This is a genomic window from Vibrio sp. 2092, assembly GCF_033339635.1.
Lineage (GTDB): Bacteria > Pseudomonadota > Gammaproteobacteria > Enterobacterales > Vibrionaceae > Vibrio > Vibrio alginolyticus.
Map to the genome: position 1 here is coordinate 481,798 of NZ_JAWOUY010000001.1, position 11,308 is coordinate 493,105.

15 protein-coding genes and 1 tRNA gene are annotated in these 11,308 nt (G+C 35.2%); 4 read left to right on the forward strand and 12 right to left on the reverse strand.

Features of this window, described 5'->3' with window-relative positions; all coding sequences use genetic code 11:
* Positions 1 to 2: 2 nt before the first annotated feature.
* From R7P80_RS02840 to R7P80_RS02865, 6 genes are all read right to left on the reverse strand, one after another.
* Positions 3 to 76: transfer RNA gene (locus tag R7P80_RS02840), tRNA-Asn, on the reverse strand.
* A gap of 305 nt (positions 77 to 381) precedes the next feature.
* Entirely contained in the window at positions 382 to 507 is a 126-nt protein-coding gene (locus R7P80_RS02845; RefSeq protein ID WP_020331432.1) for a hypothetical protein, read from the reverse strand.
* A gap of 397 nt (positions 508 to 904) precedes the next feature.
* Positions 905 to 2,005 carry a hypothetical protein gene (locus tag R7P80_RS02850; protein ID WP_020331436.1) on the reverse strand — a complete coding sequence of 367 codons (1,101 nt, stop codon included), beginning with the start codon at positions 2,003 to 2,005 and terminating at the stop codon, positions 905 to 907.
* 58 nt (positions 2,006 to 2,063) lie between these two features.
* A complete protein-coding gene (locus R7P80_RS02855) occupies positions 2,064 to 2,858 on the reverse strand; it encodes a helix-turn-helix domain-containing protein (RefSeq protein WP_020331437.1) in 795 nt (264 codons plus the stop codon).
* 71 nt (positions 2,859 to 2,929) lie between these two features.
* Positions 2,930 to 3,394, reverse strand: a complete 465-nt coding sequence (locus tag R7P80_RS02860; protein WP_045595215.1) for a hypothetical protein — start codon at positions 3,392 to 3,394, stop codon at positions 2,930 to 2,932.
* The gene (locus R7P80_RS02865; protein ID WP_038129184.1) at positions 3,394 to 3,693 is read right to left on the reverse strand and encodes a hypothetical protein; all 300 of its coding nucleotides are present in this window, start codon (positions 3,691 to 3,693) and stop codon (positions 3,394 to 3,396) included. The genes R7P80_RS02860 and R7P80_RS02865 overlap by 1 nt, the downstream gene beginning before the upstream one ends.
* Positions 3,694 to 3,853: 160 nt before the next feature.
* Between R7P80_RS02865 and R7P80_RS02870 the strand changes: the two genes are divergently transcribed.
* Positions 3,854 to 4,546 (forward strand): hypothetical protein, encoded by a 693-nt coding sequence (locus tag R7P80_RS02870; protein ID WP_020331438.1) that lies wholly within the window; start codon positions 3,854 to 3,856, stop codon positions 4,544 to 4,546.
* Positions 4,547 to 4,587: 41 nt separating this feature from the next.
* Here the strand turns inward: R7P80_RS02870 and R7P80_RS02875 are convergent, their stop codons facing one another.
* From R7P80_RS02875 to xseA, 5 genes are read right to left on the reverse strand one after another with little or no spacing between them, the layout of a single operon-like run.
* Complete coding sequence (locus R7P80_RS02875; protein WP_229623770.1) at positions 4,588 to 5,319, reverse strand: hypothetical protein; 732 nt, start codon at positions 5,317 to 5,319, stop codon at positions 4,588 to 4,590.
* A 41-nt stretch (positions 5,320 to 5,360) separates the two neighbouring features.
* Positions 5,361 to 5,864 carry a dihydrofolate reductase gene (locus R7P80_RS02880; protein ID WP_229623769.1) on the reverse strand — a complete coding sequence of 168 codons (504 nt, stop codon included), beginning with the start codon at positions 5,862 to 5,864 and terminating at the stop codon, positions 5,361 to 5,363.
* Positions 5,861 to 6,286 (reverse strand): hypothetical protein, encoded by a 426-nt coding sequence (locus R7P80_RS02885; RefSeq protein ID WP_038129189.1) that lies wholly within the window; start codon positions 6,284 to 6,286, stop codon positions 5,861 to 5,863. Before R7P80_RS02885 ends, R7P80_RS02880 begins: the two co-directional genes overlap by 4 nt.
* Positions 6,276 to 6,491: a hypothetical protein gene (locus R7P80_RS02890; protein ID WP_038129191.1), complete on the reverse strand. Its 216-nt coding sequence runs from the start codon at positions 6,489 to 6,491 to the stop codon at positions 6,276 to 6,278. The genes R7P80_RS02885 and R7P80_RS02890 overlap by 11 nt, the downstream gene beginning before the upstream one ends.
* A 50-nt stretch (positions 6,492 to 6,541) precedes the next feature.
* Complete coding sequence (gene xseA / locus R7P80_RS02895; RefSeq protein ID WP_080650721.1) at positions 6,542 to 8,032, reverse strand: exodeoxyribonuclease VII large subunit; 1,491 nt, start codon at positions 8,030 to 8,032, stop codon at positions 6,542 to 6,544.
* A 135-nt stretch (positions 8,033 to 8,167) separates the two neighbouring features.
* On the opposite strand from xseA, the gene R7P80_RS02900 reads away from it, so the two are divergent.
* Entirely contained in the window at positions 8,168 to 8,980 is an 813-nt protein-coding gene (locus tag R7P80_RS02900; RefSeq protein WP_229623768.1) for a VWA domain-containing protein, read from the forward strand.
* A 66-nt stretch (positions 8,981 to 9,046) separates the two neighbouring features.
* On the opposite strand, the gene R7P80_RS02905 is transcribed toward R7P80_RS02900, so the two are convergent.
* Positions 9,047 to 9,559 carry a hypothetical protein gene (locus R7P80_RS02905; protein WP_318096660.1) on the reverse strand — a complete coding sequence of 171 codons (513 nt, stop codon included), beginning with the start codon at positions 9,557 to 9,559 and terminating at the stop codon, positions 9,047 to 9,049.
* Positions 9,560 to 9,569: 10 nt separating this feature from the next.
* Here R7P80_RS02905 and R7P80_RS02910 point away from each other — a divergent pair, with 10 nt between their 5' ends.
* Positions 9,570 to 10,064, forward strand: coding sequence for a L,D-transpeptidase family protein (locus R7P80_RS02910; RefSeq protein WP_038129197.1), 495 nt, complete (start codon positions 9,570 to 9,572; stop codon positions 10,062 to 10,064).
* Between the two features lie 111 nt (positions 10,065 to 10,175).
* Positions 10,176 to 10,877, forward strand: a complete 702-nt coding sequence (locus R7P80_RS02915; RefSeq protein WP_020331444.1) for a hypothetical protein — start codon at positions 10,176 to 10,178, stop codon at positions 10,875 to 10,877.
* Positions 10,878 to 11,308: the final 431 nt, after the last annotated feature.

Consider the following 11,308-nt stretch of genomic DNA (forward strand, 5'->3'; position numbering starts at 1 on the left):
GGCGGGTGATCCAGGAGTCGAACCTGGCACCTGTTGGTTAACAGCCAACCGCTCTAACCAGATGAGCTAATCACCCATAATTTATAAGGCAACTAAAAACCAATTGCCTTATAAATTATTTTTATTCCTAAAAATAATTTAAGGTCGCCTTGGTTACAAATCAAATTATTCCAATAAATTTATCTGAAATAGTTGATTTAGCGACCTAATCCGAATCAAGATTACAAATATATATATTCTCAATCTCAATTCGAATTTTTACATTCCAAGTTGTTAAAGAACAAAAAAGCCCAGTGAAACCTTAGGAAGTCTCACTGGGCTATTCATAGCTTACGTGTAGTTTGAGACTTCCGCCTCAAACATTGTTAAGTATGAGGCAAATCAAGTTGTAATTTCGATCTTATTATCCACATTCATTTTTTCCGCACAGCAAATATCAGCCGCAATTGCGTTAAACATCGCATTGCACTTCTCAATTTTTACTGTCGTAAATGTCGTGGTAAACATAATAAAATCCTGATAAATGGTTTTTTAGATACAAAAAAGTCAGCTTAGCTATTGCCTCGCTGACTCTATACAAGAAAATCTTGAAATCTTTGAGGCAACCCTCAAAGATACAATTATCCTGAAGGTTTAAATATTACTTTTACAGTCAAATTTCTTAGCTGTGTTCTTCTCACAGGCAAACATATTGTCTGTGTTTGTTTCAATCGTATTTTTCGCGATGATAATAAACATAACATTACCTGTGAGTTAAAAAGTGGTTTAAGTGTTAGGCTCTTGCCTTCCGATGAGTTAATAATAAACCTAAAAGTTTTTTCGGGTCAACACTTAATTTCATATTTTTTATGTTTTTTTTGGCAAAAAAATAAAGAGAGCTAAAAAACCCTCTTTATTCAATAACTTACAAAACTTTATTTTTTGCGTTTTTTTCGCCAAACTTATAGTTTTTTAACTTAAAGTTGTTTTGTAGCCGCTCTTCCAACACGCCCTTATCATTAAAAACCAGCTCTCTTCCCTCATAATACCAGGTAGATGTTCCACCTATTGGTTGAGAAAGATCGTATTTCGCAGATGGGTCAAATAACTTGTAAGGATTAAATCTTGTAGATTTAGAGTCTTCAGTGCGGTCAAATTGATAGTTGTATTCTACTCTTTCGGGAGCACCTAGAGAAAGAAACACCTCAACCTTGTTCATACCATAATTAATTTCGCTAGACTTAATACTAGAGTGATGAGCCTTATGAACTAAAGGAGACTTCAATGGATCTTTGTATACAATTCTGTTGATATCAAAAGGTACATTTACCCTTTCACCATCATTAAGTCTAACCACAAAACTAAATTGTGATTCATCTAATCCATACCCCGTATTTAACGAGTAATCAATTTTCTCAACTTTCAACGGTTGGTTATGTGGTATTCGAATCGTATCAGAACTATTTGTTCCATATACCGAAGTATTTGTTTTGTCAGCCCCTCGCCCTAAGACATAAATCGCCTTACCCACATGTTCTTCAGCAGTTCTCAGATCTGAATTATGGATTAGCTGTAGTTGCGATTGCATTTGTCTAAATGGAAAAACGCCATCCCTATCATCATTATTCTTATCAAATACTGATGCAAAATTTCCGAATTCAGGAATAACGACTTCAATCGATTTACAATTATCCAGAACGCCAGAATAAACACGATAGTGTCGAAGCTTACCAGGCTCATTAGGGTCTTCATCTGTTTTTGAAATGAAGCGGGTTGTGTCGATTTTTAAATCACGACCATAAACGTCTGATTCAGTGAGAGGTGTCTCTTGATATCTTTCATACAGGTATGAGTAAGAATCTTGGGGAAGATTATTCATTCTATTATTGAACTTGAGTTCGGCAGAGACGTTCCCTGCTTCGAACTCAAGTCCACGAATGACTTTGTAATTGCATTCGCTTGCGAATGCTGAAGATGAGATAACGCCAATAGCTAAAGCTATAGTCGTTTTGAGAAATTTATTCATTGAATTACCCGTTTATTATTAATTTGAGTAATATAATGGCATAAATAAATTTCCAATTCTAGGAGTTAATAACCAACTCTATTCTTTTTTGCATATCTGAAGATACTTCAATGCCGTTACATTGTAACACGCCCATCATATCTTTAATTAGCAGTACTGCATCACTTTCCACCTTATCTGAAGTTGCCATAACTTCACTATCAATCTCTGCATCAGGAGAAAGTTCTGTAACAGTACAAGAGAAAGCTGTAGCAAGCTTAATTAGTAATTCATTATTTACAGGAGCTTTACCATTAATGATCTGCGAGAAACCCGCTTGTGTTTTGAGTCCAAGCTTTGACTGACAGAATTCTTGTTGAGTCATACCTGTCATGTCTTGGTATTCGTGCCATCGCATTTTAATGTTTTTAGCTACATTTTTCATTTTTTCTGAGCTTAATCCACATTCGCTTGAGCGCTTTTCCTTTAAGAAGCTTTTGAATTCAGCATGATTAAAATCATACTTAATCATTTGAGGCTCAACATCCAGTCCAGAAGCGATCTTATCAATTACGCTGTCACCAAGTGGGAGTGTACCTTTCAAATAAGCTGAGAAATTTGAAGTTGTAGTCCAACCAATGCTTTTACAAAAAGTGCTACGTGTAACGTTTTCTCTTTCGGAATACTGCTCCCAAAGAAGATTTAAGTTTTCTCTGGCTTTATCCTGAATTTTTGATTCAATAAGTGACGCTGAATCACACTTGCTCAGGTACAATGCATTTAAAATAGAGTCTACTGTGCGATTTGTAGACATATTGTTCTCGTTTATTAGAAAATCTTTTACTTCACCACTTTGTATTGCTAAAGCTTTCATTAAATCCACCAATTTCTTTAATTAATTAATTAATAAATATTTATTCGTTATTCATTTTAAATTTATGGGGGTTAGTAAGGTAGTTCGTCTTTATATTCGAACATATTTTCCCCATCTCTCAACGGGTTATGTTGTTGAGACTCTTGATAGTCTGATTGTGGAGACTGGTATCTTTGCTGTTGCGCCGTTGAATTGCCTAGTGCTTTTGATTCATTAATATATTTAGCGCCTAGTACAACTTTCATATCAGCTTGATTGCAAGAGAAACCAAGACCAACAAATCTATTTGTGTTTATTAAGTAATGCTTTCCAGATAACATAACAATAGCGCCTATCCCAATAAGCCCTTCATTTATTACATTTTCTAGACTGTTTTTATTAGGGGAATAAATATTGCACTGATACCACTGATCTACAGATCTGCCATTAATGAAGTCATTAACGCAAAGCGGAACCTTTATAAAGTATCCATTTTTTCCTTGTTTTATTTCAGGGTGCTTTCCAACTCTACCTAATATTACCGTATTCTGAGACATTAATTACCTACTGCATTAACTAATTGTAATTTAATTGGTTCATGTTTTTCTTCATTCTTTTGGATTTCACTAATCATACTAAGAAGTTCTACAGACTCACCTCTTAAAGATTTCGGTACACCTTTAGATTGAATAAGTAAGTTTTTAATCAAATCAGAAGATTCAACTAACAGGTCATTAAAAAGTTGAGCTTTTTCACTATCACTTAATAATGATAAAAAATTGCCTAGTTCATTGGTGCTGGCATTACCTGAGCCTACTAAAGACGTGCAGCTAACTAGCCTTAACTTATTGTCCATATTATATATTTTCTTTGATTTTCTGATGCTTTAGAGCATTATAACGAGATAAATATTTTCTGCAACCCCCTGATATAAAATTTCTTATATGCATTCTTGTGCTCAGTATACATAAAATGATAAAATATAATCAATTAAACAATAATAAAGGCAAAAAATCATGGCAAGCTCAAGAAACACAATCATAGCTAAGCTAAGCACTACGCAATCAAATGTGAGAAGTGTTCGTATCAATGTACATCCAAAGTACAATGAGACTGACTCTGGATATCCGATTACAATTTACGAAACACTAAACAGTAGAAATCTACCTCCACAGAAAGCATTTTTAAATCTAAAAGCTGGTGGAAATGATCAATGGCTATCAATTAGCACATCAGCTCGTGCAACAAACGAGAATGGTGATTATAAGCTAGCTCCAAAGAGGAATGAACAAGGATGCCTTGTAAATAGAAAGGGCGATGTTGTTCAAACTGAAGAAGAAGCAGCAAGATCTTTTATCTATGAAAAAGAGGATGGGCGTAGCTTCAATATAGAGCTAGGCACACTATCTATTAAAAACACCAACGCTGAAGGTCAACCAACCAAATGCACCCTGATAAACGCTAAGCTTTACAGCGATAAAGAAGCTATTGCGATCAGGCAAATGATGAAGGAAGCTAAGAATACTCCAGAAGAGTATAGGCAAGCTCAATATGATAAGATTTCTGATTACAAACGTAATCATGGTGATTGGAAAACTTTGTTCATTTCAGAAGGTCATGATTTCCTAAGAGGTTTAGGATTTGAAGTAAGAGAAAATGCTCCTAAAAACCAGCCTGGTAATGACTATAAAGACGACATCCCCTTCTGATTTATTATCATTAATAAAAAAGACTGCATAGCAGTCTTTTTTTACATCGCAAGCGATGAAATCCGATTGGCTTCTTTCTTCTTCGTCTTTAACTCATAGACATTCCGCTTGTCTATTGTTACTACATTACCGATATTAGCGTCTATTTTATTAAGATCTTCTGTTGTACAAAACATCCAATCCATATGATCTTCTTCAATTTGGATGAGTCCTTTTGAAGAATACCATTGCAAAAGCTTTTCTCTGCTTTTTTCAGGATTCATTCCTAATGTGCGATATTGGTACGAAGAACTTAGGTGAGAGCATAGCTGTAATGGACAAGCTTGAAGCACCATTAAACCAAAGTGTTTTCCGTAGTGCTCAGGGAAGAATTTCAGCAAGTATTCACCAAAACCTTTACCCAAGAACCTTGGTTTTACTTTTAATTCCTTAATAAATATTACATTTCTTTTTATTTCTTTATTTGAATTTTCTAAATGAGATTTTACAGAATCATGAAATTCCAGATCCAGCTTGTTTGTTCTGTAATCGTAAGTATTATGCTTAGAAAGCCATGAGAAAGCTGTGGAAAACTCGCTATCTGCTGATGCTGACCTAGACATAACTGATAGAGGATTCCCTTCTACTAGCAATTTCTCTAATTCAAAGCACAAAAATTCCACTTCGCAAACCACTTCACCAGTTCCATTTTGCATAAGCTGCGCAACATTATTGGTGAGATACCCGTAACTATTTCGAACCTCTGACAAAACAGTAAGCTCTATTTTATTCAAAATGCTTTTCATGAATTTATTTATTAATGATTTAAGATTTTTTACTTTTTCAAATACTCAGAAAAAGTTAGTTTTTCATTTTTTCCTGACGTTGACCAATTTAGAACCCACTTTTCGGCATCAATAATCGGAAAGAAGGTATCAGCATCATCAACAACCTCATCAACAACAGTAACCAGCAACCGATTTGCTATTGAAATCGATTCTTTATATATCATACCTCCGCCAATAACAAGTAATTCTTTGAAATTATTATCTCTATAAACCTTTGTTATTGCGTCTGGAATTGAAGCTATTCCGCAAACTGTTACAAACCCTTTTTCCGAAAAAAAGCCCTCATCTTTTTCACTACAAAGAACAAAATTTTGTCTATTTTTAAGAGGTGCTGAGTTGGGCAAAGAACGAGCAGTCCTTGCCCCCATGATGACGGGCTTGCGCATGGTGTTGGTCTTGAAAAACTCCATATCTTCACTGAATGAGAACAGCAAATCATTCCCTTTTCCAATGGCTAAATTTTTAGACACACAAGCTATAAGTGTTATCATTCAATAACCACTCCCTGGTAGTTACTAATTGCATAAAGTTGTGTGCCTAGATTATTTTGCTTAATCTCTTTTTTTAGTGATTCTGTTATTTCAGCACTATATGCAAATTTACCGTTGTAGTAAACGTAAGCCCTACCTTGGAACTCATAAGTTAAAATTAACCCCTTTACAGTGCCTAACTCCCCGACCCCATCATGATAATTTAGCATACCTGATGAATCACTATACATCTTTTCATATACTGAAATGTTTTCGTAGTCACCATTTGTTCTAACTTCAAAGTCTGAAATAGATAACGCTGCACTTGATAAAAACACTCGGTTTGAGAGTCCCGTTAGCTCTTTATATTTTGGGTCAGCAAATGAGCTTGTTGAAGCTGTCATAAGCACAATGCCAGCTATCATCATGTGTTTAAGTTTCATTATTATTATTCTCCAATAGTTGTTTTCTTAGTTGTTCTACTTGGTTTATTCTTTCTCTTAACGTTTTATCAATGTCTAATGTCTCAGATAATAATGGAGCAACGATATCCACATCTGGATTAGTCATATTCTTTTCAAATTCTTTATGAATTTCATCTAATCGATTCGATAGCTTTGAGTAATTTGTTTGTTCTAAACCTGACATTTACTTATTCCTTACATTAGTAAAACAGAATATTACATCCCGTTCAATATTTAATCTTGCTTGCTTAATTCGATTCTAGGGAATTCACGAACTTTTTCAATTTGGTTAATACCCACTCGCACGATACCATCAGACAAACTAAGTTTAGCTTCCCCTTCTTTTAGGTCATTCACGCTAGTAACAAGCGTCTCATCCTGATTCAGTAATGAGTATCCCTTATTTAAGATAGCAATAGGATTATTCATCATGATCATCATTAGCTTTTCTTTTCGAATGTTATCCGCTGAAACAAGAGTATCTTTCGAGATCGATGATATTGATGTGATTTTTTGATCTAGGGTGTTTCTTGCCCTCTCAATCACGACTGCACTATTATCAATAATTCTTGAAACCTTACCGTCCAACGCGCTCTTTGCAAGTAAAACGCTTTTTTCAGACAAACTTATGATTCGTTCAAAATTTCGAGCATCCTTCTCTGATGATGAAATAATTATATCTCTAATCATATTTACTACCATTGAAGGTGTGGCGCATCTGGTATGTGAAATTTCATCTATAATTGTATTGTCTCTTTCATGCCCAATACCGCAGAATATCGGTGCGTTAAGGCATAACAACGATTTAGCTATTTCATACTCATTTAAAGCATACAATCCTGCCTTATCACCACCACCACGAATCACGCATACCGCATCGAATGGATTTCTTTCATGATCAGCATTTATCTTACTCACTGCTGAAGTGATCGTGTTTATGGAGTTATTCCCTTGGAAAGTTGCAGAATAATAACTGAATTTACATAGACCTAAACTATCCAAAAGTGATGATTGCGTCTGAAAGTCACCCAAGCCAGCAGCCATATCTGGAGATAGAACAGCAACTCTGAAAAAGTTATCTGGTGCCTTCATTCTCTTGTTGTTAAGAAATATTCCCTCAGATCTTAATCTATCTCTAATTGCATTTAGCTTTGCTTCCATCTCACCGATAGTAAATGATGGGTTGATATCAATGATGTTCAGACTTAAGCCGTACTTCTCACTGAACTCAGGTTTTACACAGATAAGAACCTTCATATTATGAGCCAGCTTCATGCCTGTTGAACGCTCAAATTTGCTAATAATATCTTTTCTCTTGCTCCAAATCATACCTCTAGCTTTCGCCAATTCAGAGCCATTCGAATCATAATCAGAAAGCTCTAGGTACACATGTGAGCTACCAGTAATATTTGAAATTTCAGCAGTAAGCCATGAGCCTTCAGTGAAGGTTTCTTCCATGAGGTTTTTGATTACACCCAAATATACTGACAAGCTCGATGGCTTATTGCTCTGCTTGTTCAGCATATGCTGAAACTTAGGTGTCCACCATTTCTTGAAAACGGTAACATCAATGCCTTTTGGTACGTACCAACAAACAAACGCACCATTACTTGAGTAAGGTAAAGCACCTAGTCTTTTTGCTTCTTCACGCTCCCCATATGGGACTTCGAGCCGTAATTTTCTATCTAGAATCATTGAAATCTCCATTTTTGGTAAATTATACATGAAATCTATCCCGTAAACCACTGATGATCATAATCAATTGATAAATTATCAATTTTTATCTTTCATACTATATGCTTTTGATGTAGCATTGGTCATTCTTTTAATAAGCCAATAAATATCAAGAGTAAATAGAAAATGAGCGATAAGTTAAATCAAAAAATCCAAACACTAAACCTAAAGAAAGATCCAGTAATAATCGACCTGGTTAAGAAAACCGCAATCTCGTTAGAGAAGAAGGGTATTAATCTGGACAAGGACGCTGCCCGAGTTGCTTTGTGCATGGACTTCTCAGGCAGTATGTATTGGCTAATTAAGAACGGTACTGTCAGTGAGTTAACACAACGATCATTGGCTCAAGGCATCGTTATGGATGATGATGGTGATATTGAGGTCTTTGGCTTTGGTTCTGATGCAAAGTACATTGAATCCATTAACGCCGACAACTATGTAGAGTACTGTGAAGGTGTTCAGCGAGACATGCCAGATTTCGGTTCAACCTATTACCATAAGGCAATTAATCTAATTGTAAGTCACTATGACCGCATTGGTTATGATAAACCTGTCTATGTCATCTTCGTAACTGATGGAGATACCTTCAGCAAATCTGAAACTGAGGAAGTACTAAAAGCAGCTTCAGGCAAGCCAATCTTCTGGCAGTTCATTGGCATTGGACAAGATGACTACGATCCTAATCAGGTAGATGCCAAAGTTGTGAAAAAACCTGGAGTAATCGGTCGTTTCCTTGGCGCTAAAGAAAAAGAAGTTCCTAACACGAAGTTTGAGTTCTTAGTTAAACTTGATGAAATGGAAGGTCGCGTGGTAGATAATGCTGGATTCTTTGCTGTAAAAGATCCAAAAAGTATGAGTGCTGAACGTATGTATGACTTGATGCACAATGAATACCCAGAGTGGCTTAAAGAAGTACGAGCTAAAGGCATTCTTCGCTAATTTGTAGATTTAAGCGAACAAAAAGACATGGGGAAGCCCATGTCTTTTTTTTATTTCAGTTAATAATTACATTTCAATATTGTAAAGCAAAGCCATCTCACCCAGACCCACAACCAACATTTTGTTTTCAAAAATCCTGATAGGGAAAACCTGACCCTCCTTTGTCTGAATGGTATAACTGGCGCTATTAGGTAATTCAATTTGCTCTTGGGTGATTTCAGTTATGTTAAAAACCTTGCTTTCTAGTTGAATCTTCTCATTTGATAATTGAATTGCAGGAGGTAAGCCAAGCTGTGTTTTACCTATTACCATACTATGCGGCTTGAATGAGACTCCAGATTCAGAACTATTAAATGGATTCACAACTACTTGTTGAGCAACTACTTGTTGAGATTTTGCGCTAATTGCTATATCTTCATCACTTCTAAATCCATTTAAAAATGCAATTGCTACAAATATATAAAGCACAATAAATGGCAAACTTGTTATTTGTTCAATAAATACTAACTTTGGGCTTAGTTTCCGTTCCTCTGGTGAGGCGCAATCTTCAAAATGACAAAATTTTATTTTATTTTTCATAGGTACACTCATGTTTAGAATTTGTATGTTATTTTTATTAATTTCTTCTGTTAGCTTCCCTGCCTATCCGCACACTCAAACCAAAGACAAAATCCTAGTAATTAAGTCAGAAAGAGTATTACTACTACTGAAAAACAATAAAATTGCTAAAGAGTACAAGATCGCTCTTGGAAAGAATCCTGTCGGAGACAAAGTAAAACAAGGAGATAATAAAACACCAGAGGGTAAATATCAAATTGTCAGTAAGAACAGTCAGAGTAAATTTTATCTTAATTTGGCAATAAACTACCCATCTAAGTTGGATATTAAAGAAGCAAAAAGGCTAGGCGTTAATCCAGGTGGTAATATTGTTATTCATGGCTTACCCAACAAAGCTCCTAGCTTTATTCACGATGAATTAATGAGCGAAGACTGGACAAATGGTTGCATAGCTTTACATAACAGCGATATTAAGGATTTGTTTGATTCAGTTCCTGTCGGAACAACTATCGATATTCTTCCTTGATTCTTAGTCTTTGTTTTTTAAAGGTCTTTTGAATTGAATGAACATGCATTAGACATAATCTATTAATGTGGTAAAATTTGCGCCGTTTTGACATACGACTACGGGTTCCATATGCGCACTTTTGAAGAGATCGGAAATATAGCGATAAATGCATTGCTATCTTATCATTGCTCCCCTGAAAGAATGAAAGTTTCAAAAGAAGCTACAGTTAGACTATATCTTAAGAAAGTGCTATCTCGAAAAAAGTACAGCAAAAATTCATGTTATTACCTAAAGTCACTCTTACAAAAAGCTACATCATCCTACTCAATGTATAATGTTTTAAGTGGAATTGCTGAAAACTACACTAAAGTCATATCTCATGATAAGAAATTTGATGACATTTGCTTTTACGATAGATTTCAATCTTTATTTAAGAAGATGCGTGATCTTGGTTATGAGCTGCATATAGACATTGAAGGTGATTCACTGTTTCTAAACGAAAACAGTAAAGCTATGGTGATTTTCAAAAATGACTATATCAATTTAGAACCGTCTGGTGATCTTACTGGAGTTCTTTATGTCACTGTCGTTAATAAATGTATGTATGATTTTATTGAATCAGCATTTAACTCAGGGCTATACCCAAAACTCTTCAAAGAGAGTAGTAACGTTAGTAAATTTGAGATTCATCCTAACAACAACCCACCAGCACCAATTTCATTTATTTCTACAAAGGAAGATTATCTTCATAAACGCCGAGTTATGGCTAATGAGAAATCATTATTTGCTGGCAAGGTAAACCCGTTCCAGTTAAAAATGAAGAAATCCTAAGTTTTCTGTTGACTTTCCTAGACCAAGAATTATAAGCTTTAATTGTAAACATACATTTTTAAGGATTTTATTGTGAAAGCTAAAACATTTATTACCTCTAAAGTAGGTATCCAGCAACCGTGGCAACAAGCTTATGTGTAAGTTTTAGCTTTCGCATGGCTAAAACTTAGGTTTTAGCCACAGGAAAGACACCTAACCCCTGATGGCTCTCCATCAGGGGTTTTTTTATGCTTAAAAAATTCAGATGGAATGAAGTCAACTTATCTCTGCATATCTATGCTGGAGAGGAGGTCTTATGGTTTTAGTGTAAGTGATTGATTTTATTGAATTTTTTTTAATTTTCTTGTTGACAGATAAAATGTTCAGGTTTAATATGTAGTCATACAGTAAAGAAACACACGGTGAATAGCGCAGCCTGGTAGCGCATCTGC

Excerpts from the sequence above, each read along its gene's own strand:
- R7P80_RS02910 (WP_038129197.1), top strand. The coding sequence starts at position 9,570 with ATGTTTAGAATTTGTATGTTATTTTTATTAATTTCTTCTGTTAGCTTC.
- R7P80_RS02915 (WP_020331444.1), top strand. The coding sequence starts at position 10,176 with ATGCGCACTTTTGAAGAGATCGGAAATATAGCGATAAATGCATTGCTA.
- R7P80_RS02900 (WP_229623768.1), top strand. The coding sequence starts at position 8,168 with ATGAGCGATAAGTTAAATCAAAAAATCCAAACACTAAACCTAAAGAAA.
- R7P80_RS02905 (WP_318096660.1), bottom strand. The coding sequence starts at position 9,559 with ATGAAAAATAAAATAAAATTTTGTCATTTTGAAGATTGCGCCTCACCA.
- R7P80_RS02855 (WP_020331437.1), bottom strand. The coding sequence starts at position 2,858 with ATGAAAGCTTTAGCAATACAAAGTGGTGAAGTAAAAGATTTTCTAATA.
- R7P80_RS02845 (WP_020331432.1), bottom strand. The coding sequence starts at position 507 with ATGTTTACCACGACATTTACGACAGTAAAAATTGAGAAGTGCAATGCG.
- R7P80_RS02860 (WP_045595215.1), bottom strand. The coding sequence starts at position 3,394 with ATGTCTCAGAATACGGTAATATTAGGTAGAGTTGGAAAGCACCCTGAA.
- xseA (WP_080650721.1), bottom strand. The coding sequence starts at position 8,032 with ATGTATAATTTACCAAAAATGGAGATTTCAATGATTCTAGATAGAAAA.
- R7P80_RS02885 (WP_038129189.1), bottom strand. The coding sequence starts at position 6,286 with ATGAAACTTAAACACATGATGATAGCTGGCATTGTGCTTATGACAGCT.
- R7P80_RS02890 (WP_038129191.1), bottom strand. The coding sequence starts at position 6,491 with ATGTCAGGTTTAGAACAAACAAATTACTCAAAGCTATCGAATCGATTA.
- R7P80_RS02880 (WP_229623769.1), bottom strand. The coding sequence starts at position 5,864 with ATGATAACACTTATAGCTTGTGTGTCTAAAAATTTAGCCATTGGAAAA.
- R7P80_RS02865 (WP_038129184.1), bottom strand. The coding sequence starts at position 3,693 with ATGGACAATAAGTTAAGGCTAGTTAGCTGCACGTCTTTAGTAGGCTCA.
- R7P80_RS02870 (WP_020331438.1), top strand. The coding sequence starts at position 3,854 with ATGGCAAGCTCAAGAAACACAATCATAGCTAAGCTAAGCACTACGCAA.
- R7P80_RS02850 (WP_020331436.1), bottom strand. The coding sequence starts at position 2,005 with ATGAATAAATTTCTCAAAACGACTATAGCTTTAGCTATTGGCGTTATC.